Genomic DNA, 23,258 nt, shown 5'->3' with positions numbered 1-23,258 from the left:
GAGAAAGCCCTATGTTTTTCACTTCAGTCAAATCATCCCATATTTCCAGCGGGGCTGTTGCACTGCTTGTTGGCTATACCGGTTCAATCGCTGTACTTTTTCAGCTTTTTGACACGCTCAACCTCAGCCAAAGTCAGATCAGCGACTGGATGCTTGCTCTGGGTATTGGCGCAGGCGTATGCAGTATTATTATGTCATTTTGGGCGCGCCAGCCCTTACTGGCAGCTTGGTCCACCCCGGGCGCTGCGCTGTTGGCGGCGACCTATGCAGGTGCCCCAATCGCAGAAGTCATCGGCGCTTTCATCCTTTGTGCAGCTCTTTTGATCCTCACAGGGCTTTCAGGGCTGATGGCAATTCTCAGCAAATTAATCCCCAGCAGCCTCGCAAACGGATTACTTGCGGGTGTTCTATTCCCGTTTATCCTCGCCTGTTTCAATACCCTGCAAACCGAACCAATGCTAATGTTGGCGATGGGCGCAAGCTTTGTTGTAACAGCCTCATGGAAGCCCCAACTTGCGATCTTTGTTTCGCTCCTGTTCGGACTTGTCTATGTAGCATTTTCCAACACAGCCGTCCTCCCCGAGCACACCAGCTGGGCCTTGGAGAGACCGGACTTTATCACCCCAAGCTTCTCGCTGGCAACGATGATCGGTCTTGGTCTCCCACTCTACATCGTCACGATGTGCTCGCAAAATATTCCCGGTATCGCTGTGCAGCAGTCATTTGGCTATAAACCACCCGTCTCGATGAGCCTCATTGTGACGGGCCTTGTCACCGCAGGTCTCGCACCTTTTGGTGGATTTGCTTTCAACCTTGCCGCGATATCAGCATCCATCTGTGCCGGACCCGAGGCAGATACAGATCCAAACACCCGATATCGCGCCAGCGTTCTGGCAGGTGTGTTTTACATCTGTGTTGGTCTCGGGGGTGCTGCAGTCGTAGCCATCGTTCTCGCACTGCCACCTGCGCTGATCGCGATTATCGCAGGCCTTGCGCTTTTGAACACCTTCAGCAGCAGCTTGTTTCAAAGCCTGCAGCACACCAAAGAGCGCTTGCCCGCGCTGATCACGTTTCTTATCACCATATCCGGTGTAAGTTTCTGGGACATCGGAGCCGCATTCTGGGGCCTTTTGGCGGGGTTGATTCTCTATCACGGTACAAATCACTTGCGCCCCATACCACAAAAGACGTGAAATACCGTCGCCCCACACAAACCACGCCCCTGCGTCGTGGCTCAATAGATCAAAATACGCCCTCAGATATTGCCTTTATTGCGCGAATAGTGTCCCTGTGGGCCAGAAATAAAGGGAACCAGCTTCATGCCAATGTACCGATCCAGAACCTCCACCCATGGCCGTAACATGGCGGGTGCGCGCGGCCTATGGCGCGCCACCGGCATGACAGACGATGATTTTGGTAAACCAATCATCGCGATCGTCAATTCCTTCACACAGTTTGTCCCCGGTCACGTCCACCTGAAAGACCTGGGCCAGATGGTCGCGCGTGAGGTCGAAGCCGCGGGTGGTGTTGCCAAAGAATTCAACACCATTGCCGTCGATGACGGAATCGCAATGGGACACGATGGTATGCTCTATTCGCTGCCATCACGCGAAGTGATCGCAGACAGTGTTGAGTATATGGTCAATGCGCATTGCGCCGACGCGATGGTCTGCATTTCCAACTGCGACAAGATCACCCCCGGCATGCTGATGGCTGCAATGCGCCTGAATATCCCTGTGATCTTTGTCTCAGGTGGTCCGATGGAAGCGGGTAAAATCGACATTGAAGATCTGGATATGACCAAGATCGACCTTGTCGATGCGATGGTGGCCGCTGCAAACGATAAATTCACCGACGAACAGGTGCAGCATATCGAAGAAAATGCGTGCCCAACCTGTGGCTCCTGTTCTGGCATGTTCACCGCCAACTCGATGAACTGTCTTGCTGAAGCACTCGGGCTTGCGCTGCCCGGAAACGGGTCGACCCTTGCGACACATGCGGATCGTAAAAATCTCTTCCTTGAGGCAGGCCGTAAGATCGTTGATATCACCAAACGCCACTATGTTGGCGAAGAAAAAGGCCTGCTGCCGCGCGAAATCGCGACCTTTGCCGCGTTTGAAAACGCGATGTCGCTGGATATCGCAATGGGTGGATCGACCAACACAGTCCTTCACCTGCTGGCAATTGCCCATGAGGGCGAGGTGAATTTCACAATGAAAGATATGGATCGCCTCAGCCGTGAGGTGCCATGCCTTTGTAAAGTTGCGCCCAATACAGAAAACGTCCACATGGAAGACGTGCACCGCGCTGGCGGTATCTTCTCCATTCTAGGAGAGCTGTCGCGCGCAGGCCTGTTACACAATGACTGTTCGACTGTGCATTCCGCATCCATGGGCGAGGCCATCGCCAAATGGGACATCAAGGTCGCAAATAACCCCGAAGCTGAAAGCCTGTTCAAAGCAGCTCCCGGCGGCGTGCGGACAACAGAGGCCTTTAGCCAATCCAATCGCTATAAAGAGCTGGATGTAGACCGCGAAGGCGGCGTGATCCGGTCAAGAGACCACGCATTTAGCCAAGACGGTGGTCTGGCTGTCTTGTTTGGCAACATTGCATTGGATGGCTGCATCGTAAAAACGGCAGGCGTCGACGCAAACAACCTGACCTTTACCGGCTCTGCCTATGTCTGTGAAAGTCAAGATCAGGCGGTGAATGATATTCTTACTGGGAAGGTCAAAGAAGGCGACGTCGTCGTGATCCGCTACGAAGGCCCCCGTGGTGGCCCCGGCATGCAGGAAATGCTGTATCCAACATCCTACCTGAAATCCAAAGGGTTGGGCAAAAAATGTGCTCTTTTGACGGATGGCCGTTTCTCAGGCGGCACCTCAGGTCTGTCGATTGGGCATGTGTCTCCCGAAGCAGCAGAAGGCGGTTTGATTGGTCTGGTAAAGCAGGGCGATACAATTGAAATTGACATCCCAAATCGCTCTATTCACCTTGCGGTCCCGGAAGAAGAGCTGGCGATCCGTCGCGCTGCACAAGATGAAGCAGGTTGGGAACCGGCAGCTCCGCGCAAGCGCAAAGTTTCTACCGCACTCAAAGCCTATGCAAAACTGGCAACTTCAGCGGCAAAAGGCGCTGTACGCCAAGTGTAACGCTGAAGGACTGCGGCCTGCCTTTTTACAGGTGGGCCGCTGTTCCTGACAAAAAACCCTACATACTGGAAGAAACAAGTTCTCCCGCTCCTTACACTGGCCACCGGCTGTGCCGATCCTCAATACAGCCTTGGGCCAAGCGCCGCCTCTGGCGGCGCGGTTTCGACGACACGCAAAAGTTCTGCATAGCACGAACCACTATAGCCGATTGCCATTCAGCCTACTGTTTCAGAGAGTATGCTTTTTGGGGAAATCCGTTAATCACCTAATTTGGCGTGCACTTCATCCAAATCGATTTCACCAATTGGCTGCTTGTTCGATGGATCTTCCACATCATATTTGAACAGTTCAAAATCACGTTTGTAGATCTCATAGACCAGATGCATCGAGAGGTCGTCAAAATAGTCTTCAACGGGATGCAATCGCTTTGGTCCATGGCCTTCGCTTTCGTTGAAGCGCGGAATCTCTTTTAGATCTACAGAGTGCGGCGTGTTGATCTGATCCAACACGCCTTGCATGCCATCATCAAATTTCTCAGTCCATATGATCTTATCATATCGGCCGCCATTGCGGACGAATGTAGACACATGGCCAGAGGTTGCCGACCAGTGAATATCGGGATCCATTGGGCGACGAAACCTGATCGTATCGCGCGCAAAAAGCAAGAAGCGGCGGAAGCTTTGAATTTGGTCAAACTCTTCTTGCCCGTCTTCACCGCCAACTTCGACCCCATAATCATAGGCCAACCGGGGCACAAGATTACCACGATACCGCCGCCCATTGCGCTGAATGCCACAGATTTTGTCAAAAAAGGAACTCAGAATACGCGTATAGGGATTGCGCACACAGGTGAACGCATAAGAACGGTGTTCTTGCACATTGCGTGTGATTGGGCCCTGACTGTGTTCTTGTGCCCATTTATGCAAGCCATCGGTTGCATCATGGATATCGCCATCGAAAAAAGAACCGTGATCAGAATAATACATGATCTGCCCAATTGTTGAACAGGCACATTTCGGGACCACCCGGTACACCACACTTTCACTTTCGGTCATCCAAATTCCGGGAAATCCCATAAGAGCGTCCTCTTGCTGCCTTACCGCAACTGTAAAGGACACATATACGACACAACAGTCTTTTGATTTAATTCCTTGTAATCTGGTGTATTCAAGACATTAGCGCTGTCCATCATCCAGGTTTGAAATCTCCACCTATGGCAAAAATTGCGTATATCCTGCTCTGTCACAAAGACCCGGAAGCTATCGTCCTGCAGGCACAGCAGCTCACCGCTGCCGGGGATTATATTGCCATCCACTTTGATGCCCGTGCCTCGCGTCGCGACTATGACATTATTAAACAGGGTATCCGAAACAATGCCCATGCCACGCTCGCGACAAAACGCGTCAAATGTGGCTGGGGGGAGTGGTCGCTCATCCAGGCGACGTTGAACACACTTGATGCAGCACTTGCCACATTCCCGCGTGCAACACATTTCTACATCCTGTCCGGGGACTGCATGCCCATTAAAACGGCACAATATGCGCATGATTTCCTCGACCGCAACGATCAGGACTTTATTGAAAGCTTTGATTTTTTCACAAGCGACTGGATTAAGACCGGCATGAAGGAAGGCCGGTTGATCTATCGGCATTTCTTCAATGAACGAAATCATAAAGCACTTTTCTACGCGAACATGACCCTGCAACAGAAACTGGGGCTGCGTCGCCAAATTCCGGCAGGGCTGCAAATGCAGATTGGCAGTCAATGGTGGTGCTTAAGGCGACGTACCATCGAAACCTTGATGGCATTTCTGAAAGAACGGCAAGATCTTATCCGGTTTTTCAAAACCACCTGGATTCCTGATGAAACGTTTTTCCAGACATTGGTACGCCATCTTATTCCAGAAGCTGAAATAAACCCTCGCACGTTGACGTTTTTGATGTTCACAGACTACGGTATGCCAGTGACGTTCTACAATGATCACTATGACTTACTCTTGTCGCAAGATTTTATTTTTGCACGTAAAATCTCACCCGAGGCGATGGATCTCAAACTTCGGTTAGGCAAGTTATATTTGAGTAAGGATGTCTCGTTCAAACTCTCAAACGAAGGAAGAAATCTATATAAGTTTTTGACCACACAGGGACGCAATGGCCATCGCTTCACGCCACGATTTTGGGAAACCGAAAGCACCTTAGGACGCGAGCGCGAGCTTTTTGTTGTGTGTTGCAAAAAGTGGCACGTCGCAAAGCGGTTTGTCCGGCATTTTCGGCAGGTCAGTAAAGTTCCCGCCGTGGACTATCTGTTTGATGAAGAAGCCGCCAATTTGCCAGATCTTGGCGGATTAGAGACAACACTGACAAAACGCACACGGCACAGACGCGCGCTATTGCGCTTGTTGTTTGAGCATTTTCAATCTCACCAGCTGATAATCTGCATTGATCCAAACGCATTGGATCTGATCAAAGACTTTTTCGCAGATCGATCAAAAACACGCGTACTGCATATCCACTGTAAAATGTCTGATGAATACTTAAAAGGTCATGCCTTGCGATCAGGCCTTGCAGGAGAGCAAACGACCGATGCCAGCTTTGCACAAGTGCTGCCAACGCTGCGCAATGACATAAGGCACGAAGCAGAAGCGCTGTGGGATTCAGGTTTTAAAGACATCTATATCGTGGATGAAGCAGCATCACACGAAGAACAAGCGAACGCGATTTCAGCATTTTTACCCCTCTCACAACAACAGGCCCGCGAGATCGTTAAAAACGCGGACCTTTATAAGGATTAGGCATAAAGTTAGCGCGCAATACTGATTTGATAGTGCGTGAAAGCCCGCTCCCGGACCTCACGAAGCCCCGTATATTCAGCGCCCTCAAACACTCGTTCTACGGCTGCCATATCAGGGTATTCAACCACAGTGACCGTTTGCGGAAGTGCGTCACCAATGACCGTTTTTTCGATTTGATAACGCTCAACAATACGTGCACCAACTTGCTCCAAAAGAGGTGACGTCACCCCAATATACGTTGTCAGCGCATCTATATTGTCTTCATTCACCGATGTAAGTGCGACAACTTTAACTGTCATCTTGTCCCCTCGCCTCCGCAACTCTTGTGCCGAAATTAATTTAACACTCCGATTTATTAATAGCCGTATTGCAGCATAGAGAACTAGGACCTTCTCCCCTTTCACCGCACGCTTTAGCGCCGAAACCACTCCCGAAGGCGATTGCGCCTATCCCTAAGTGCATTCCCTGCAGCCCAAAGATCGTCTTCAATATGTTCAACAATGGGTTCCACCCGGCGAATTCTAAAACGACGCCACCGCACCCAAACAGCCCAGGCCACGGCAGAGAAACCGATCAAGAATATTATATTGAACCAATTGCGCGGCTTCACCTCTGGAGCAGCAACATCTGAAAGCGACACGGCATTTGGGAAAACCGTTAAAAACTGACTGCGCCAGCCATAGTGACGGATCGCAACCCATTCTGGCGCGTCCTTGGTTGAAATCGCATCATTGGCCTGTGTGTACAAATTCGCTGTATCAAACTTAAAATAAGGCGGCCAGCTCCATCCAGTGTCTTCGTTACGATACACGATTGCGTCTCCATTTGGACGCACGGCCTGAATGAATTGTACATCACGGTTTTGCACGGCAGCACTTTGCGCATCTGGACGTGACCAAAATGCTCTTGTCCAATCGTTCAGCTCGATACGTTCTTCATAGGTGTTGACGATCCGTACCACATCATATTGTGGCAGGGTATAATGCAGTACAGCGGCAATCCCGCTCCAGAACATCAGAAAAATAATCCATCTCACATATCCCATCGGGAACCTTTCCGCGCTGACCTACTCGTCTCGCGCATATACCATCAGCAACCTGCGCCCTTGTCTATGTGGTGGATGCAGAGAGAATTGCCAGGGGTCAAGCCTGTCATCGTCTTTCCTGCCTCAATCCAGCAATCTATTGCAGATCAACACAGCGAAGCCCTTTAACATATCACCGATGGTTCTGCTGTTTGAGTTATTCAAAGACGAATTATGATATTGATGTCTTTTCCATTGGGGAATGTATCACCCAGTCGTCTCAAACCCCTCTCACCTTTCAGTAATAAGAACAGCAAGCCAATGCATTCTTGTCGGTTCGGCACCTGTTCACCACTTCGAAACAAATGGCTTCAAAACTGGACTTATTCAATCCGCTCGACATAGGGTTCGGCACCTGCTTTGGATGGCGCAAGACGCCTTTGGAGAATCTCGATGCTTGATACAACCACAGACTTAAAATCCATGCTGGCAGATCCCAGCCTGCTTGAAACACGTGCCTATGTTGGCGGTGAATTTATCAGCACACAAAACACATTCGATGTGATCAATCCAGCACGTGGCGATGTGGTTGCACAGGTGACTGATCTCACACGCGCGGACGTGGCTGCGGCCATTGCATCCGCTGAAACAGCACAAAAAGAATGGGCGACTTGGACCGGTAAAGAACGCAGTGCCGTTCTGCGTAACTGGTTCAACTTGATTATGGAAAATCAAGAAGATCTGGCCCTGATCCTGACTGCTGAAATGGGAAAACCTCTTACCGAGTCGCGTGGCGAGATTGCATATGGCGCGTCCTTCCTTGAATATTTCGCTGAAGAAGCCAAACGGATCTATGGTGAAACCATCCCAGGCCACCAACGCGACAAACGCATTACAGTGATCAAACAGCCGATTGGTGTAGCTGCGTCCATCACCCCATGGAACTTTCCAAATGCGATGATCACCCGCAAAGCTGGCCCAGCGCTGGCTGCTGGGTGCGCCTTTGTTGCGCGGCCTGCGGAACTGACCCCGCTCTCTGCCACAGCTCTTGCAGTGCTCGCCGAACGCGCTGGCCTGCCCAGTGGTGTGTTCAGCGTTGTAACCACATCCGACGCATCCGAAACCGGCAAAGAATTCTGTGAAAACCCCACAGTACGCAAAATCACCTTTACGGGATCCACAGCTGTGGGGCGTATTTTGCTGCAACAAGCGGCGGGCCAGGTCAAAAAATGCTCGATGGAGCTGGGCGGGAACGCACCTTTTATTGTTTTTGATGATGCAGATCTTGATGCCGCCGTTGAAGGCGCAATCATGTGCAAATTCCGCAACAATGGCCAAACCTGCGTATGTGCCAACCGGATCTATGTTCAGGCGGGTGTCTATGATGCCTTTGCAGAGAAACTGAAAGCACGCGTTGCAGATATGAAAGTGGGCGATGGCTTTGAGGACGGTACCGTGTTTGGTCCTCTGATCAATGCCAAAGCAATGGAAAAAGTCAAATCGCATCTGACAGACGCAACAGCCAAAGGCGGCGAGATCATCTTGGGCGGCAATCCTTCCGAACTGGGCGGCACGTTCTTTGAGCCAACCATCGTGACAGGGGCCACCACAGACATGGCGTTCTCAACCGAAGAGACCTTTGGACCTCTTGCGCCTTTGTTCAAATTCGAGGACGAAGATGAGGTCATCGCCCTTGCCAATGACACCATCTTTGGCTTGGCCTCCTACTTTTATGCCAAAGACCTAAGCCGGGTTTATAAAGTCGCCGAAGCACTGGAATATGGTATTGTTGGCGTAAATACCGGTCTCATCTCAACGGAAGTGGCACCCTTTGGTGGCATCAAACAATCCGGTCTGGGCCGCGAGGGCAGCCACCACGGGATCGAAGAGTTTCTGGAGATGAAATACATCTGCATGTCGGTCTAAACAAATCTAGCCCGCTGCCGCAGCTCAGATTGGGGCAGCGGGCTTTAAGGCACGAAATTATGAAACTTGACCCCGATTTCCATTATATTCTCCACATCATCTTTATCGAGATCAGAGCAACGAAAAATCTCAAAAAAGCGCGTGCTATGGCTGATATCGTACACAACGTTCCAAATATGATACGAAACGGGCATTCGGCTGACCGAATTATCGAAGAGATATTATCTAAAGCGAAACACTATTCCGCTGAAAGCTATTTTCAGCGCTTACTCGGAATACCTCAAACGCCTTCTGATAAAGCGGAATAGCCACCCGGCACCACCGTCACAAAACAGAAACAAAACCGTCACATCCATGTGAACACGCTAGTGTTCTCTCCCGCCAAACAAACAAACCGGGAGTACCCCTGATGTCCGCGCGCTTTATCTGCCTGACGTCTGCCTTAGCCCTGACTGCTGTTCAGGCCTCGGCAGAAATGAACTTTAACCGTATCGCCTCTTTCCCCGTCATCAAAAATATGGCCGCGGGCGAAGACAGCGAACGTGAAAGCTCACCTGAAATTATCGATGCCACCGCAGATGGCATGACCCTAGCCTACACAGACAGCCCATTGGGCGCGCTGGGTCTTATTGACATCAGTGACCCATCAAACCCGGCTCCCAAGGGTAATATTGACCTTGGCGGTGAACCCACCTCAGTCGCGATTGTTGGCTCCACCGCATATGTGGGTGTAAACACCTCTGAAAGCTACACAGCACCTTCTGGATTGCTCAAAGCGATTGATACCGCAACAGGCGCAGAACAGGCCGCTTGTGATCTCGGCGGGCAGCCCGATTCAATCGCGAAATCAAAAGACGGCGCTTTTATCGCGGTCGCGATTGAGAACGAGCGCGATGAGGATCTGAATGATGGCCTGATCCCACAATTGCCTGCCGGCAATCTGGTCTTGATCAACACAGCCAAAGATGGCCTGGATTGCGCAAGCTTGAAAATGGTCTCGCTGACAGGTCTGGCTGACATTGCTCCAAACGATCCTGAGCCCGAATATGTTTCTATCAACAGCCTGGGTGAAACTGTCGTAACCCTGCAAGAAAACAACCATCTGGTTGTGATCTCCAAAGACGGCACAGTGCTCAATCACTTTTCGGCCGGCGCTGTTGATCTAGAAAACATCGACGCCACGGATGAACGCGGCGCGCTGATCTTTACCGAAAGCCAAAAGGGCCGCAAACGCGAACCTGATGCTGTTACCTGGATTGATGACAATCACTTTGCGACCGCAAATGAAGGCGACTACGAAGGCGGTTCTCGTGGTTGGACCATCTTTAACAAAAACGGCACCGTAGTTTACGAAAGCGGTACTGATTTTGAACATGCTATCGTCCAAATCGGCCACTATCCCGATAAGCGTTCAGACAGCAAAGGCGTTGAGCCTGAAAGCGTCACATTTGGCGAGTTCAACGGTACACCCTATGTGTTTGTTGGTGCGGAACGTGCCTCTGTCGTCGGTGTCTATGACGTCACCGATCCTGCCAAGCCGGTCCTGAAACAACTGTTGCCATCTGGTGTTGGTCCAGAGGGTTATGCGGTCATCCCTGAGCGCAATCTGCTGATCTCGGCCAATGAAAAAGACCTGATTGAAGACAAAGGCCCCCGCGCCCACGTCATGATGTATGAGTTCCAGAATGCAGCTCCTTCTTATCCTCATCTGACGTCGGAAGGCGCAGATGAACTGATCGGCTGGGGTGCAATTTCCGGCATGGTCGCAGATGACGATGGCATGATCTATGCTGTGAATGACAGTTTTTATGGCTTCCAGCCTTCGATCTTCAAGATCGATCCCAGCCAGACACCCGCCCGTATTGTGGATGTGATCCGCATCCATCGCCAAAACGGTCAACCCGCACAAAAGCTGGATCTGGAAGGCATCACGCTGGACGGCAAGGGCGGCTTTTACCTTGCCTCGGAAGGTCGTACAGACCGCGTTGTGCCACATGCGATTTATCACGTGAACAAAGACGGGCTGTTGAAAGCCAAAAAGGGTGAAATCGGACTGCCTGCGGAACTGATGTCAGTCGAAAAACGCTTTGGCTTTGAAGGCATTACCAAAGTGGGTGACACCCTGTGGATGGCTATTCAGCGTGAGTGGAAAGACGATCCTGCAAACCACGTCAAACTGGTCGCTTATAACCTTGAGACCCAAGAATGGGGCGCGGTACACTATCCCAAAGCAGAACCTACAAAAGGTTGGGTTGGCCTGTCCGAAATTCAGGCACACGGAGAATATTTCTACGTGATTGAACGCGACAACCAGCATGATGACCGCGCCGTAACCAAAAAGGTCTACCGCATCCCAGCTGCTGATATGGTTCCTGCAGCATTGGGCGGTGACTTGCCCGTGGTGTCAAAAGAACTGGTACGCGACTTGCTCCCAGATCTGACATCCACCGGCGGTTATGTTCTTGACAAAATTGAAGGCATGGCAATTTTGAACGATGGCACCGCATTTATCTCAACCGACAATGACGGCGTTGATGACAGCTCAGGCGAAACGATGTTTTTCTCAATCGGTAAAGTCAACGATCAGCACTCCTGATTGTAACCCGAGTTAACAATCGCGCGCGGCCTCATTGGGGCCGCGCATTTTCATTTCTTGGCTCAAAATCCTTCTAGAACCAGTTTCCCTTTGGCGGTACCGCTCTCGATCAGACGATGCGCGTCTAAAAGGTTTGCAGCATTGATCACACCAAAGCTGTCCGTCACCGTTGATTTTATCTTGTGCGCATCAACCAAAGCAGCGGTTTCATTGAGGATCTTCCCCTGCTCTGCGATATCAGCTGTTCCAAAAAGCGAACGTGTGTACATGAACTCCCAATGCAATGACACCGCCTTGTGTTTAAGCGGCAGGATGTTGAAAGACTGCGGATCATCAATCAACCCAAACCGTCCTTGCGGTGCAATTAATTCCGCCACCTGTTCAACGTAGTGATCGCTATGAGTGGTTGAAAACACAAACCCCGGCGCTCCGATACCATGATCAGCCACTTGCTGATCCAATGGCGCGCGATGATCAATAACGTGGTGTGCGCCAAGTTCTTTCACCCAGGCCTGCGTCTCAGGCCGCGATGCCGTCGCGATAATCGTCAGATCTGTCTTGGCCCGCAAAAGCTGGATTGCGATCGATCCCACACCACCAGCGCCACCAATGATCAGCACTGCAGGGGCCGCACCTGGAACAGGTGTGTCAACGCGCAAGCGGTCAAACAACATCTCCCATGCGGTCAGTGTGGTAAGTGGCAAAGCAGCCGCCTCGGCCAGACTCGCGGTTTTAGGCGCATGCCCCACAATGCGCGCATCAACCAGATGATATTCAGCGTTGGTGCCAGGGCGATCAATCGCTCCCGCATACCAAACCTGTTCGCCCACTTCAAACCCCGTCACCTGATCCCCAAGCGCCACAACAGTACCAACGGCATCCCATCCAAGAACGGCAGCTTCCCCTTCGGACGCAGGGCGCATGGCACGAATTTTGGTATCCACTGGGTTTACTGACACAGCCTGCACCTGAACCAATAGATCATGCCCAACCGCATTGGGACGTGGCAGTTCCAGATCTAGTAACGCTTCTTCCCGATCAACTTCACCCGATTCATAATATCCGACAGCCTTCATAACCGATCTCCTGATTGCTCCAAGCGAAGACATAGGATACCCTCTAAAAAACATCATACAGACAACCTTTGCCTATAGTGTCGAAAAGGATACCGGATGGCGAAAGCCAAACATTCTCGTTTTGACTGTTCTCCGGGATGTGCAGTCGAAGCAACCGTCAGCTTAATTGGCGGCAAATGGAAATCGATCCTGCTCTGGCATCTGCACATTGATGGTACTCTGCGCTTTAGCGAGCTGCGTCGGAGAATACCCAATATCACCCAACGGACGATGACCAATCAGCTGCGCGAATTGGAACAAGATGGGTTGATCAACCGGAAAGTTTATCCGCAGGTGCCCCCCAAAGTGGAATACAGTCTGACTGACCTTGGACGCGGGTTAAGTCCAATTTTAGAAGCCCTTAAAATATGGGGCGATGCGAATTTAAATCGTTTTGGCAAACCCGCTCAAGAGAAAGCCGAATCTGATACAGATCTGGCCTGAAACATGTACGAGCACACAAAAAGCCCGCCAAGCGGCGGGCTTTGAACATCTGTGACGAGTATCAAAACTACGAAAGCAGAACTAATTCACCGCTTTTGCATTTAGTTTTGGTTGCCCCACTTCTCCTGACGAAATTGCAATCCGGCGCGGTTTGAGCGCCTCTGGGATTTCGCGCTGTAGTTCGATATGCAACATGCCATCTTGGTGGCTTGCTCCGACAACGCGCACGTGGTCGGCAAGTGTAAAGCGCCGCTCAAACGCGCGGGTGGCAATACCCCGGTGCAAAAAGTTGCGTTCCTTGTCGTCTTCAGCTTTCTTTGCCGCAACAACGAGTGCATTTTCTTTGACTTCAACGCTTAGGTCCGTCTCAGAAAACCCTGCAACTGCAATCGAAATCCGATAGGCATCTGCTGCGGTCTTTTCAATATTGTAAGGGGGATAGCTTGGCTGTGTTCCATCCGTGCTCAGCGCCCGATCCATAAGATCAGCGATCTGATCAAAACCGATGGTGGCGCGGTGCAGCGGGGTAAAATCAAAAGTACGCATAGTCATCCTCATTCATGAGCGATCTGTAAAGGTGCCTTCCAATCGGACAGGCGGTTTATGTCGTTGGACCCGATCTTCGGCGTCCTGACGAAATTTACATATGCATCATGAAAAGACGTTCAAGAGTTCTGCCTAATTCAACGGGCGTAAAAACTTTGCGCCCGTCTGATTGCCATCCCCCACCTGAACCCGACGCACCCCCGAAGGCAGCCGATGTCCCTGCCCGGACTGGCCTAGCTGTGCCCGCAACACGTCCAACTCTTCCGCCAAACGTGCGCCCAGCGCAACCTGCTCACCACGAACTTCTGCTTTTGCAGACACAACAGACACAATCTTCGGCTCGTCCCCTTCAAACGAAAACACAGGCGCGCCTGAGGCTCCGAAATCCACATCACAAGACATGATCAAAACACCTTTTTGACGGGCAAGAACGGCGCAGACTTCTTGCAACGAAGGAGCCTCGGCCCGATCATGCGCATAAGAAACCACACCAATCTTAGCCCCCTTGCGCGGACGTGCATCCGTTTCAAAGGGAACAACGGTCGTGTTGCGAATAGGGCGCTGCAGTTCAAGCAAGGCAATATCATTGCGCACCCGTGACGAGGAGACCTCATCCTCATAGACATAAGACGGATGCAGAACCGCACGGCGAACAGACCGGTACGCAGATGCACGGCCATTGCGCCACCCGGCTAGGAACTCGATCCGTGTTGGGTCAATAGGTTCATTCACATCTGGATCAAACAAACAATGCGCAGCTGTAAGCACAAGATCTGGCGCGATCAGCGCACCTGTACAGATGCCTTTCCCGCCAAGATCCAGACGACCCACCGCTTCCCAAGCGCGCCCGGCATCTAGTGTATCAAGCCGCGTCAAAGGACTGTCTTGCGCCATTGCACCATGGGGCAAAAGCAACATGAACAGCAGGCCTTTTAGTAATTTCACCCCAATCTCCTGTAGTTATATTTTGATAGGTTTATTTAGGAGATAAGGCAAAATTGCGGCAGGTTCACCTAAGAATGGGGACCGTCGGCGTATGCTTGCTTTGCGACAGTGCTGGCGGTTTCGGCCCGCCAGTCGCCCAATCCAACAATTCCACCGTATGGACCACAGGGACAGCGGAACCAGATGAAATTTGCATCATGCATCCAATGTTACCCGCAGCAATGACATCTGGCGTTACAGCTTCAAGTGTTTTGATCTTGCGGGTCTTTAACTCCGCTGAAATCTCTGGCTGCACCAAATTATAGGTTCCCGCCGAGCCACAGCACAGATGCGGATCTTTGGGTTCAGCAACCTGATATCCAACCTGTCGCAGCAAGTCTTTTGGTAAGGTTTTGATCTTCTGTCCATGCTGCAAAGAACAGGCGGAATGATAAGCCACTGTAAGTGGTTCTGATCCCTCCCCGTGCGGCAGATCTAACGTGGCGAGTAGCTCGCTCACATCCATGGCACAGTCCGCGACACGGGCCGCATCCGCAGCAAGCGGCGTATCTTTGAACATATGCCCATAGTCTTTCACCGTAGTACCACAGCCAGAAGTGTTGATAACAATCGCGTCCAACCCACCGGCGTCCATCTCAGCACACCAGGCGCGAATGTTCCGCGCCGCCGTCTCTTTGGCCTGATCCTCGCGGCCCATGTGATGGGTTAAGGCACCACAGCAGCCTGCGCCTTCGGCCACCACAACTTCGCATCCAAAGCGCCGCAGCACGCGCAATGTTGCGTCGTTGATATCCGTATTCAAAGCCCGCTGCGCGCAGCCTGTCATCAAAGCCACCCGCTTTAACTTTGACGTATCCGGCGCAAAGCTTTGCGGGTCATCATTTCGGCTAACAGGCGGGATCACTTTAGGGGCCATATCCACCATCGCCCGCAGGCGCGCATCTGGCAAAAGCGCGCGAAAAGGGCGCGCGACCTTTGCAGCCAAAAGCGCAAGCCGAAACCGTTTGGGATAGGGCAACACCTGGGCCAGAACGGATCGTAAAACCCGCTCTGACACCGGACGTTTGTAGCGATCATTGATATAGGCGCGGGCCTGATCCACAAGATGCATATAGTGAACACCAGAGGGACAGGTTGTCATACAGGCCAGACACCCAAGACAGCGGTCAATATGCTTCACTGTCTTCGCGTCGGGAACACGGTTGTTTTCCAACATATCTTTGATCAGATAAATCCGCCCGCGCGGGCTATCCAGCTCATCTCCCAAGACCTGATAGGTTGGGCAAGTTGCCGTACAAAATCCACAGTGCACACAAGACCTCAGAATGTCATTGGCGCGCTGGAGCTTGGGATCTTTCAACTGTTCTGCTGTGAAATTCGTTTGCATAATCTATCCCATCAATCCCACGTTCAAGATCCCCCGAGGATCGAATTTTTTCCTTAGTCCCGCGGATAATGCCGCAAGGGGTGCAGGTTCTGGCTGAAACCGCAAGAGATGATGGGCGCCACGCAACAACGTGCAATGCCCCCCAAAACCGTTTAGGGCTGCGCGTACATCTCTCCCCTTGGGCACAAGGCTCCAGATCAGCCCTCCGGCCCAATCGATCATATGTTCACCGTCCAGCGCGGCAACAAAGGCTGGCATATTCCCCGGTTTGATCGAACTGCGCCACAGATCTCCCTCTTTCCCAACAAAGGGTTCAACATCACGTACAGAACGCCACAACTGGGCATTTCGCACCACATCCATCGTCATCTCAGCGGACTGCGCAATCGTCTTTAGGTGCCCGCTGAGCTCTGAAAGGCGATATGAAACAGAAGCCTCAAATCCCTCAACCCGGATAAGGGTCTGGGCCGGCCTCTCTCCAAATGCTGGAAGCCGCGCCGCGCCTGTCACATCATAAGGAGAATTCAAAGCGGCACTGAAAATCGCCAAAGACGCCTGCCAATCCAAATTCTCCCAAATCAGGGTGCCGCTACATTCTGGGGAGGGGAGCACTTTCAGGCTGACCTCGCTCAACACCCCAAGCGTGCCATGTGATCCGGCCATCAATTTCACCAGATCGTAGCCGGTTACATTCTTCATAACGCGACCACCATTTTTGATGATCTGCCCCATTCCATCGACAAAGCGCACGCCAAGCAGAAAATCACGCGCGGCCCCGGATTGAATACGACGTGGCCCAGACGTATTCGTCGCAATTGCACCGCCAAGGGTTGGTATGCCGTCTGTGCCCAGAAGTCCCCGTAGATCTGAAGGTTCAAACGCAAGACGCTGGTTTTCGGCGGCCAAGAGGACCTCGACTTCAGGCAAAGGCGTTCCAGCACCTGCAACAAGGGTAAGCGCGCCAGGTTCATAAAGCCGCACCCCGTTCAGAGCACACGTGCTAAGCGGTGCCCCCGCAATATTGACCCCTCTTGTCGCGCCCCCTTGTACCGCAAGGGGCGCATCCGCGTCACGCAACAGATCGGCTAGGTCTTGTTCGGAATTGGGCTGATACATCGTCATGTTCTTTGCTCTAACACTCTGCTGCGGCGGGGCGTGGTTACCTCCAATGGGAAGACTTTGGCTGGGTTCAGCAACCATTTAGGATCGAACACATCTTTCACATTTAGCTGCGCTTCCAAATCCTCAGATGTGTATTGCGCAGTCATCAAGTCCCGCTTTTCGACACCAACGCCGTGTTCGCCCGTCAGGCAGCCTCCAACTTCGACACAAAGTTTCAGAACATCCGCGCCCATTGCTTCACAAAGTTCAAGATCACCCGGTTTATTCGCATCAAACAAAATCAGAGGATGCATATTGCCATCACCTGCGTGAAAGACGTTTGCAACCTTCAGACCATACTGCGCCGATAACTCCCCAATTTTGCGCAAGACTTCAGGCAAGGTGGAAACCGGAATCGTACCGTCCAGGCACATGTAGTCGTTGATCTGACCCATCGCGCCAAAGGCAGATTTACGTCCCAACCAGATCCGGGCCGCTTCATCGCTATCTGTTGCTTCGCGCAATTCAACAGGATTGTGGCGGCCAGCGATCTCGGAAATCAATCCAAGCTGATGAGAGATCTCCGCCTCACTGCCTTCCACCTCAACAATCAAAAGCGCTTCACACATTGGATACCCCGCCTGTGCAAACGCTTCGCAAGCTTCAATACAGGGGCGATCCATAAATTCGATTGCGACGGGTAAAACCCCTGCTTTGATAATGTCGCTGACACAGGCGCCGGCGACTTCGTTGCTGTCAAATCCAATCAGGATCGGGCGCGCGCCTTCAGGTTTGTGTAAGATGCGCAGTGTTGCCTCGGTTACGACGCCTAACTGACCTTCTGATCCACAGATGACCCCTAAAAGGTCTAATCCTGCAGCATCCAGATGCGCCCCGCCAATTTCGACAATCTCACCATCCATCATCACCATGGTGACGCCCATCAGATTGTTGGTTGTCACCCCATATTTCAGGCAATGTGCCCCGCCTGAATTCATAGCAATGTTGCCAGCAATTGCACAGGCCAATTGGCTGGATGGGTCTGGTGCATAAAAAAAGCCAGCCTCCTCAACCGCGCCGGTCACGCTAAGATTGGTGCGCCCCGTCTGCACCCGTATAAACCGATTGTCATAATCCGTTTCAAGCACATCATTCATCTTAGCAACGCCCAAGATGACACAATCCGCGGTCGGCAGCGCACCGCCTGCCAGCGACGTTCCTGCACCGCGCGGAACCACTGGAACACCTTCTTCGTAGCAAATCCGCAAGACTGCAGACACCTCTTTGGTGGTTTCTGGCAAAACCACCAACAAAGGCGGGCAACGATAAGCAGTAAGAGCGTCACACTCATAGGCGCGCGTTTCTGACGGTTCAGTCACAACAGCATCCACGGGTAAAACCTGACGCAACCGCGCGGCAATCGTCGCTTTCCGGTCCAATATATGTGTATCCGGGGTCGGCATTTGCATGATGGTTTCTCCTTTGGTTATAAAATATGACCAATTTTTCCAGACTAGCAAGTCCCCAAAACCCATTCTAGAGTGCGCGCATGACTATAGCGCATCAACTCTCGCAGTTTTCGTTCATTGATCTCGCCGCACTCACTCTGCTTATTGGCGGGTGGATGTGGATGGGATGGCGTATTGAGAACCCTCACCCTGAACGCCCATCTGTGTCGGTCTTGATGGCGGATTTCCGTCGGGACTGGATGTACCAGATGGTGACACGGGATCCTCGTATCTTTGATGCACAGCTGATCAGCCAGTTGCGTCAGGGCACGGCTTTTTTCGCTTCAACCTCAATGATTGCGATTGGCGGCGGGCTTGCATTAATTGGCAATACCGAACAATTGGCAGGGGTTGCGCGGGATCTCATCCAAGACAACGCACCTGCCTTTGTCTGGGAGGTCAAACTCCTGATTATACTTCTCATTCTCAGCAACGCTTTTCTAAAGTTCGTCTGGGCCCATCGCATTTTTGGCTATTGCTCAGTGATGATGGCTTCGGTGCCAAACGATCCTGCTGATGCGCTCTCCTACCCCCGTGCAACACAGGCTGCGGAGCTAAACATAACTGCAGCGCGCAGCTTTAACCGAGGCATGCGCGCGACCTATTTCGCCCTCACAGCAACAGCATGGCTGCTTGGCCCTATTCCACTGATGATCGCAGTCGTGATCACCCTTGCCGTTCTATACAGACGGGAGTTCGTTTCTCGCTCTCGTGAATTTCTGCTGGATCTCCCTGCCCAACACAGCGACACACCAAAACGTGAGCACAGCGCACGTTCTGAGTAAGGTAAATCATTCTTATGAAAAAAATACTCTTCCCCCTGTTCGCCCTATGCGCAACACCCATTTTGGCCGATGCGCCAAAGATCGAAGGCGTCCAAGCTCAGAAAAATGGCGCGGCCTGGACATTTAGCGTCACATTGAGCCACCCTGATACGGGATGGGATCACTACGCAGATGGCTGGCGCGTTCTTGATATGGAAGGCAATGTTTTGGCAACGCGCGTGTTGCACCATCCACACGTCAATGAACAGCCCTTCACCCGATCGCAATCAGGCATCGACATCCCCAAAGGTGCGGATCAGGTGCAAATTCAGGCGCGTGACAATCTGGATGGCTGGGCCACAGAAACTGTTGTTGTCTTTACGCTTCCCTAAACGCGATGATAGGGGCCGCCGGATTGAATTGTGGCGGCCCTGTACAACTGTTCAGAAAGCATCAGACGTACCATCATATGCGGCCAAACCATTTTACCAAATGAGATCGAGAAATCAGCCTCAGCGCGCAGGCTGGCATCTATTCCGTCGGCACCGCCGATGACAAAAACGACATCCTGCTGTCCAGTATCACGCCAGTCTGCAAGCTTTTTGGAGAAATCAGGTGAACTGATAACTTTGCCGCGCTCATCCAAGGTGCAAATCAGCGCACCTTTGGGAAACGCCTTTCGCAGCAAGGTTGCCTCTGCCCCCATGCCCGCGTTTTTCTTATCTTCGACTTCTATAATGCGCGCGGGTCCAAGACCCAGACTACGTCCGGTCCGATCAAAACGCGTAAGATAGTCGTCAATCAAAGACTTTTCAGGACCAGCCCGCAAGCGCCCCACGGCACAGATATGAATGCGCATAGGGGCCTCTTACGACTTGGATCAGTCCGCCGATGGGGTCGGCGCAGATTCAGCTGGGGTCGTGCCGCCAGACAACCACATCTTTTCGATCTGGTAGAACTCACGCACTTCTGGGCGGAAAAGATGCACGATCACATCGCCGGAGTCTACCAGCACCCAGTCTCCCGAATCCTTGCCTTCGATTTTACAGACGATGCCATATTCATCTTTCAAACGGCCAAGCAGTTTTTCTGCCATAGAGGCCACCTGACGGGACGAACGACCAGACGCGACAACCATATGGTCCCCGATCGAAGATTTGCCCCGCAGATCAATCTGCACGACATCTTCGGCTTTGTCGTCATCAAGGGAAGAAAGGATACGAGCCAAGAGCGCATCGCTGGTTGGCTGTTCTGAAGTGGCTTTTACAGCCAAAGTATGGCCATTTTTGTTGGCCACGTCGGTATGGGGTGACAGGACAAAGTCCTCCGTTGTGACGCGCCGCAAACCCGGCGCTGGCATAGGTAATCGTAGCAGATTTTGCAGCCCGCATCAATAAAAGCAAACCGCGACCCTGCGAATCGGATCAACTATGTGCACCACTTGGCACCGCGCGAAAAGGTAAAACCCTCCAGACGGGCCGGATTTTACAAGCCTGATCGCGGCTCAATCTACGCAACTGCATCAATTCAACGGCAAAGCCTTGATTGCATCAGCTGTCAACTGTATCTGACCTCCATGACCTTTGACTTGGCACAGCACATTGAACTGCAAGACCGCGCGCGTCTGCGCGAACGGTTCTATGGTGCAGCCCGCACGGTTCTGGCACGCCTATAACGGTGTTTGCCCAGCCCTTCGCCAGCACGGATACTACATCAAGGGGAGAGGACACATGTCCCCCAAAACACTCTACGACAAAATCTGGGATGCGCATGTTGCGCACGAAGCAGAAGACGGCACTTGCCTGCTCTATATTGACCGCCATCTGGTCCATGAAGTGACCAGCCCACAGGCTTTTGAAGGCCTGCGTCTGGCCGGTCGCAAGGTTCACGCGCCTGATAAAACAATCGCGGTGCCAGATCACAACGTCCCGACCACTTTGGATCGCGCAGACCCGGCTACAATGACCGAGGAAAGCCGCATTCAGGTGGAAGCACTGGATAAAAATGCCAAGGAATTTGGCGTGCATTACTATCCTGTTTCAGACATCCGTCAGGGCATCGTGCACATCGTTGGCCCCGAGCAGGGCTGGACCCTGCCCGGCATGACAGTTGTCTGTGGTGACAGCCACACTGCGACCCACGGCGCATTTGGCGCGCTGGCGCACGGCATCGGCACCTCTGAGGTGGAACACGTTCTGGCGACCCAGACCTTGATCCAGAAAAAATCCAAAAACATGAAGGTGGAAATCACCGGCAAACTGAATCCCGGTGTCACCGCAAAAGATGTGACCTTGGCGATCATCGGTGAAACTGGCACCGGCGGTGGTACTGGTTATGTGATTGAATACTGTGGGGAAGCGATCCAGTCGCTCTCTATGGAAGGCCGTATGACCGTTTGTAACATGGCCATCGAAGGTGGTGCACGTGCAGGTCTTATCGCACCTGATGAAACCACATATAAATATGTCAATGGTCGTGCCCATGCACCTAAAGGCGCACAGTGGGAAGCCGCGATGGACTGGTGGAAGACCCTCTTTACTGATGAGGGCGCGCATTTTGACAAAGTCGTCACCCTGCGTGGTGAAGACATCCAGCCTGTTGTGACATGGGGTACCTCTCCTGAGGATGTGCTGCCAATCACCGCAACCGTTCCAAATCCTGAAGATTTTGAAGGCGGTAAAATCGAAGCAGCACGCCGTTCGATTGAATACATGGGCCTGACGCCTGGTCAGAAATTGACCGACATCGAAATCGACACTGTCTTTATTGGCTCTTGCACAAACGGTCGTATCGAAGACCTGCGCGCTGTGGCTGATGTGGTCAAAGGCAAAAAGATCAAAGACGGCATGCGCGCAATGATTGTGCCCGGTTCTGGTCTGGTCCGTGCCCAAGCCGAAGACGAAGGCCTGGCCGAGATCTTCCAAGACGCCGGTTTTGAATGGCGGATGGCGGGTTGTTCCATGTGCCTGGCGATGAACCCGGACCAACTATCCGAGGGAGAGCGCTGCGCAGCGACATCCAACCGGAACTTCGAAGGCCGTCAAGGCTATAAAGGTCGTACACACCTTGTCTCCCCTGCAATGGCTGCAGCGGCTGCTCTGACAGGCAAGCTGACAGACATTCGTGAATTGATTTAAGGAGCCCGGACTATGGAAAAGTATACCAAACTGACCGGTATCGCGGCGCCCATGCCGCTGGTGAATATCGATACAGACATGATCATCCCTAAAGTGTTCTTGAAATCCATCAAGCGCACTGGCTTTGGCGTGAACCTGTTTGATGAGATGCGTTACAACCGCGACGGCACTGAAATCGAAGATTTTGTGCTGAACAAACCGCAATATCGCAAGACTGAGATCCTGATTGCAGGTGACAACTTTGGCTGTGGCTCATCACGCGAACACGCGCCTTGGGCGATTGCTGATTTTGGTATCAAATGTGTGGTGTCCACCTCTTTTGCGGACATCTTCTTCAACAATTGCTTCAAGAACGGCATCCTGCCGGTGGTTCTACCACAAGAGCAGGTCGATCTGCTGATGGCAGATGCGGAAAAAGGTGAAAACGCCCGAATGACCGTAGATCTGGACGCACAAGAGATCACGACATCAGATGGCGACGTCATCACGTTCGATGTAGATCCGTTTAAGAAACAGTGCCTCTTGGAAGGTCTGGATGACATTGCGCTGACGATGGCAAAATCCGACACGATCAAGACATTCGAAGAACAGGCAGCTCAAGCCCGCCCCTGGGTCTAAGAGCACGCTTTTGCGACCTCTAGAGCGGCCACCCTACGAAGGTGGCCGTTTTTCTTTTAGAATCAAACACTCTGCCCTCTGTTGGTGTCAAAAGCCTACTCGGAATACGTGCGGGTTCACGCCTTTCACCGGCAGAGATCAAGCACAAAAGATGGTGCATTCCAGCATCACATTGTCCACGAGCAGGCAACAATTCTTCAAAAT

The 23,258-nt window shown here is 52.1% G+C and carries 23 protein-coding genes; 12 read left to right on the top strand and 11 right to left on the bottom strand.

All coding sequences use genetic code 11. The features are described 5' to 3' along the window. Positions 1-11 precede the first annotated feature (11 nt). Together BLP79_RS13985 and ilvD are read left to right on the top strand one after the other, a co-directional pair. Positions 12-1,193: a benzoate/H(+) symporter BenE family transporter gene (locus BLP79_RS13985; protein WP_090219948.1), complete on the top strand. Its 1,182-nt coding sequence runs from the start codon at positions 12-14 to the stop codon at positions 1,191-1,193. Positions 1,194-1,319: 126 nt separating this feature from the next. Beyond that, positions 1,320-3,152 carry a dihydroxy-acid dehydratase gene (gene ilvD, locus BLP79_RS13980; RefSeq protein WP_090219946.1) on the top strand — a complete coding sequence of 611 codons (1,833 nt, stop codon included), beginning with the start codon at positions 1,320-1,322 and terminating at the stop codon, positions 3,150-3,152. A 257-nt stretch (positions 3,153-3,409) separates the two neighbouring features. Here ilvD and BLP79_RS13975 read toward each other — a convergent pair whose 3' ends face one another. Further along, the gene (locus tag BLP79_RS13975; protein WP_090219944.1) at positions 3,410-4,228 is read right to left on the bottom strand and encodes a sulfotransferase family protein; all 819 of its coding nucleotides are present in this window, start codon (positions 4,226-4,228) and stop codon (positions 3,410-3,412) included. Positions 4,229-4,365: 137 nt separating this feature from the next. Between BLP79_RS13975 and BLP79_RS13970 the strand changes: the two genes are divergently transcribed. Further along, positions 4,366-5,943: a DUF5928 domain-containing protein gene (locus tag BLP79_RS13970; protein ID WP_090219942.1), complete on the top strand. Its 1,578-nt coding sequence runs from the start codon at positions 4,366-4,368 to the stop codon at positions 5,941-5,943. Positions 5,944-5,951: 8 nt separating this feature from the next. On the opposite strand, the gene BLP79_RS13965 is transcribed toward BLP79_RS13970, so the two are convergent. Next, a complete protein-coding gene (locus BLP79_RS13965) occupies positions 5,952-6,242 on the bottom strand; it encodes a DUF1330 domain-containing protein (RefSeq protein WP_090219941.1) in 291 nt (96 codons plus the stop codon). 113 nt (positions 6,243-6,355) lie between these two features. Then, on the bottom strand, positions 6,356-6,988 hold the full coding sequence (locus tag BLP79_RS13960) for a DUF1523 family protein (RefSeq protein WP_090219938.1): 633 nt from the start codon (positions 6,986-6,988) through the stop codon (positions 6,356-6,358). Between the two features lie 432 nt (positions 6,989-7,420). Between BLP79_RS13960 and BLP79_RS13955 the strand changes: the two genes are divergently transcribed. The 3 genes from BLP79_RS13955 (at position 7,421) to BLP79_RS13945 (ending at position 11,489) form a co-directional block, all read left to right on the top strand. After that, positions 7,421-8,893 carry an NAD-dependent succinate-semialdehyde dehydrogenase gene (locus tag BLP79_RS13955; RefSeq protein ID WP_090219935.1) on the top strand — a complete coding sequence of 491 codons (1,473 nt, stop codon included), beginning with the start codon at positions 7,421-7,423 and terminating at the stop codon, positions 8,891-8,893. 59 nt (positions 8,894-8,952) lie between these two features. Further along, on the top strand, positions 8,953-9,201 hold the full coding sequence (locus tag BLP79_RS13950; RefSeq protein ID WP_090219933.1) for a hypothetical protein: 249 nt from the start codon (positions 8,953-8,955) through the stop codon (positions 9,199-9,201). A 101-nt stretch (positions 9,202-9,302) separates the two neighbouring features. Continuing rightward, the gene (locus BLP79_RS13945) at positions 9,303-11,489 is read left to right on the top strand and encodes an esterase-like activity of phytase family protein (protein ID WP_090219932.1); all 2,187 of its coding nucleotides are present in this window, start codon (positions 9,303-9,305) and stop codon (positions 11,487-11,489) included. A gap of 62 nt (positions 11,490-11,551) precedes the next feature. Here the strand turns inward: BLP79_RS13945 and BLP79_RS13940 are convergent, their stop codons facing one another. Then, on the bottom strand, positions 11,552-12,565 hold the full coding sequence (locus tag BLP79_RS13940; RefSeq protein ID WP_090219930.1) for a zinc-binding alcohol dehydrogenase family protein: 1,014 nt from the start codon (positions 12,563-12,565) through the stop codon (positions 11,552-11,554). A gap of 96 nt (positions 12,566-12,661) precedes the next feature. Here BLP79_RS13940 and BLP79_RS13935 point away from each other — a divergent pair, with 96 nt between their 5' ends. After that, the gene (locus BLP79_RS13935; RefSeq protein ID WP_090219928.1) at positions 12,662-13,048 is read left to right on the top strand and encodes a winged helix-turn-helix transcriptional regulator; all 387 of its coding nucleotides are present in this window, start codon (positions 12,662-12,664) and stop codon (positions 13,046-13,048) included. Positions 13,049-13,129: 81 nt separating this feature from the next. Here BLP79_RS13935 and BLP79_RS13930 read toward each other — a convergent pair whose 3' ends face one another. The 5 genes from BLP79_RS13930 to BLP79_RS13910 all read right to left on the bottom strand — a co-directional run bounded on the left by BLP79_RS13930 (position 13,130) and on the right by BLP79_RS13910 (position 18,496). Then, entirely contained in the window at positions 13,130-13,594 is a 465-nt protein-coding gene (locus BLP79_RS13930) for an Hsp20 family protein (RefSeq protein WP_090219926.1), read from the bottom strand. Between the two features lie 132 nt (positions 13,595-13,726). Beyond that, positions 13,727-14,512 (bottom strand): trypsin-like serine peptidase, encoded by a 786-nt coding sequence (locus BLP79_RS13925; RefSeq protein WP_090220137.1) that lies wholly within the window; start codon positions 14,510-14,512, stop codon positions 13,727-13,729. Positions 14,513-14,603: 91 nt separating this feature from the next. Next, on the bottom strand, positions 14,604-15,926 hold the full coding sequence (gene glcF / locus BLP79_RS13920) for a glycolate oxidase subunit GlcF (protein ID WP_090219924.1): 1,323 nt from the start codon (positions 15,924-15,926) through the stop codon (positions 14,604-14,606). A gap of 3 nt (positions 15,927-15,929) precedes the next feature. After that, complete coding sequence (locus BLP79_RS13915) at positions 15,930-17,048, bottom strand: FAD-binding protein (RefSeq protein WP_090219921.1); 1,119 nt, start codon at positions 17,046-17,048, stop codon at positions 15,930-15,932. Then, positions 17,045-18,496: an FAD-linked oxidase C-terminal domain-containing protein gene (locus BLP79_RS13910; RefSeq protein WP_090219919.1), complete on the bottom strand. Its 1,452-nt coding sequence runs from the start codon at positions 18,494-18,496 to the stop codon at positions 17,045-17,047. Before BLP79_RS13910 ends, BLP79_RS13915 begins: the two co-directional genes overlap by 4 nt. Before the next feature lie 80 nt (positions 18,497-18,576). On the opposite strand from BLP79_RS13910, the gene BLP79_RS13905 reads away from it, so the two are divergent. Further along, entirely contained in the window at positions 18,577-19,320 is a 744-nt protein-coding gene (locus BLP79_RS13905; protein WP_090219917.1) for a DUF599 domain-containing protein, read from the top strand. A 14-nt stretch (positions 19,321-19,334) separates the two neighbouring features. Continuing rightward, positions 19,335-19,691, top strand: a complete 357-nt coding sequence (locus BLP79_RS13900) for a hypothetical protein (protein WP_090219916.1) — start codon at positions 19,335-19,337, stop codon at positions 19,689-19,691. Here BLP79_RS13900 and rlmH read toward each other — a convergent pair. Continuing rightward, complete coding sequence (gene rlmH, locus BLP79_RS13895; protein ID WP_090219915.1) at positions 19,688-20,158, bottom strand: 23S rRNA (pseudouridine(1915)-N(3))-methyltransferase RlmH; 471 nt, start codon at positions 20,156-20,158, stop codon at positions 19,688-19,690. The two genes, BLP79_RS13900 and rlmH, sit on opposite strands and share 4 nt — an antisense overlap. 21 nt (positions 20,159-20,179) lie before the next feature. Continuing rightward, positions 20,180-20,659 (bottom strand): ribosome silencing factor, encoded by a 480-nt coding sequence (gene rsfS, locus BLP79_RS13890; protein WP_090219913.1) that lies wholly within the window; start codon positions 20,657-20,659, stop codon positions 20,180-20,182. Between the two features lie 81 nt (positions 20,660-20,740). Here rsfS and BLP79_RS20025 point away from each other — a divergent pair, with 81 nt between their 5' ends. From BLP79_RS20025 to leuD, 3 genes are read left to right on the top strand one after another with little or no spacing between them, the layout of a single operon-like run. After that, complete coding sequence (locus BLP79_RS20025; RefSeq protein ID WP_232716560.1) at positions 20,741-20,974, top strand: hypothetical protein; 234 nt, start codon at positions 20,741-20,743, stop codon at positions 20,972-20,974. A gap of 55 nt (positions 20,975-21,029) precedes the next feature. After that, entirely contained in the window at positions 21,030-22,436 is a 1,407-nt protein-coding gene (gene leuC / locus BLP79_RS13880; protein WP_090219911.1) for a 3-isopropylmalate dehydratase large subunit, read from the top strand. A gap of 12 nt (positions 22,437-22,448) precedes the next feature. Further along, on the top strand, positions 22,449-23,054 hold the full coding sequence (leuD, locus tag BLP79_RS13875) for a 3-isopropylmalate dehydratase small subunit (protein ID WP_090219910.1): 606 nt from the start codon (positions 22,449-22,451) through the stop codon (positions 23,052-23,054). The last annotated feature ends 204 nt before the right edge of the window (positions 23,055-23,258 follow it).

The sequence above is a fragment of the Epibacterium ulvae genome, assembly GCF_900102795.1.
Lineage (GTDB): Bacteria > Pseudomonadota > Alphaproteobacteria > Rhodobacterales > Rhodobacteraceae > Epibacterium > Epibacterium ulvae.
The sequence above is the reverse complement of the archived record's forward strand: the minus strand, read 5'-3'. Positions and strand labels throughout refer to the sequence as shown.

What these genes read in the sequence shown, in the direction of transcription:
- leuD (WP_090219910.1), top strand. Translation starts at nt 22,449, where the DNA reads ATGGAAAAGTATACCAAACTGACCGGTATCGCGGCGCCCATGCCGCTG.
- BLP79_RS13930 (WP_090219926.1), bottom strand. Translation starts at nt 13,594, where the DNA reads ATGCGTACTTTTGATTTTACCCCGCTGCACCGCGCCACCATCGGTTTT.
- glcF (WP_090219924.1), bottom strand. Translation starts at nt 15,926, where the DNA reads ATGCAAACGAATTTCACAGCAGAACAGTTGAAAGATCCCAAGCTCCAG.
- BLP79_RS13985 (WP_090219948.1), top strand. Translation starts at nt 12, where the DNA reads ATGTTTTTCACTTCAGTCAAATCATCCCATATTTCCAGCGGGGCTGTT.
- BLP79_RS13905 (WP_090219917.1), top strand. Translation starts at nt 18,577, where the DNA reads ATGACTATAGCGCATCAACTCTCGCAGTTTTCGTTCATTGATCTCGCC.
- ilvD (WP_090219946.1), top strand. Translation starts at nt 1,320, where the DNA reads ATGCCAATGTACCGATCCAGAACCTCCACCCATGGCCGTAACATGGCG.
- rlmH (WP_090219915.1), bottom strand. Translation starts at nt 20,158, where the DNA reads ATGCGCATTCATATCTGTGCCGTGGGGCGCTTGCGGGCTGGTCCTGAA.
- BLP79_RS13975 (WP_090219944.1), bottom strand. Translation starts at nt 4,228, where the DNA reads ATGGGATTTCCCGGAATTTGGATGACCGAAAGTGAAAGTGTGGTGTAC.
- BLP79_RS13940 (WP_090219930.1), bottom strand. Translation starts at nt 12,565, where the DNA reads ATGAAGGCTGTCGGATATTATGAATCGGGTGAAGTTGATCGGGAAGAA.
- BLP79_RS13945 (WP_090219932.1), top strand. Translation starts at nt 9,303, where the DNA reads ATGTCCGCGCGCTTTATCTGCCTGACGTCTGCCTTAGCCCTGACTGCT.
- BLP79_RS13950 (WP_090219933.1), top strand. Translation starts at nt 8,953, where the DNA reads ATGAAACTTGACCCCGATTTCCATTATATTCTCCACATCATCTTTATC.
- BLP79_RS13965 (WP_090219941.1), bottom strand. Translation starts at nt 6,242, where the DNA reads ATGACAGTTAAAGTTGTCGCACTTACATCGGTGAATGAAGACAATATA.
- rsfS (WP_090219913.1), bottom strand. Translation starts at nt 20,659, where the DNA reads ATGCCAGCGCCGGGTTTGCGGCGCGTCACAACGGAGGACTTTGTCCTG.
- BLP79_RS13955 (WP_090219935.1), top strand. Translation starts at nt 7,421, where the DNA reads ATGCTTGATACAACCACAGACTTAAAATCCATGCTGGCAGATCCCAGC.
- BLP79_RS13935 (WP_090219928.1), top strand. Translation starts at nt 12,662, where the DNA reads ATGGCGAAAGCCAAACATTCTCGTTTTGACTGTTCTCCGGGATGTGCA.
- BLP79_RS13960 (WP_090219938.1), bottom strand. Translation starts at nt 6,988, where the DNA reads ATGGGATATGTGAGATGGATTATTTTTCTGATGTTCTGGAGCGGGATT.
- BLP79_RS13900 (WP_090219916.1), top strand. Translation starts at nt 19,335, where the DNA reads ATGAAAAAAATACTCTTCCCCCTGTTCGCCCTATGCGCAACACCCATT.
- leuC (WP_090219911.1), top strand. Translation starts at nt 21,030, where the DNA reads ATGTCCCCCAAAACACTCTACGACAAAATCTGGGATGCGCATGTTGCG.
- BLP79_RS13925 (WP_090220137.1), bottom strand. Translation starts at nt 14,512, where the DNA reads ATGTTGCTTTTGCCCCATGGTGCAATGGCGCAAGACAGTCCTTTGACG.
- BLP79_RS13910 (WP_090219919.1), bottom strand. Translation starts at nt 18,496, where the DNA reads ATGCAAATGCCGACCCCGGATACACATATATTGGACCGGAAAGCGACG.
- BLP79_RS13970 (WP_090219942.1), top strand. Translation starts at nt 4,366, where the DNA reads ATGGCAAAAATTGCGTATATCCTGCTCTGTCACAAAGACCCGGAAGCT.
- BLP79_RS13915 (WP_090219921.1), bottom strand. Translation starts at nt 17,048, where the DNA reads ATGACGATGTATCAGCCCAATTCCGAACAAGACCTAGCCGATCTGTTG.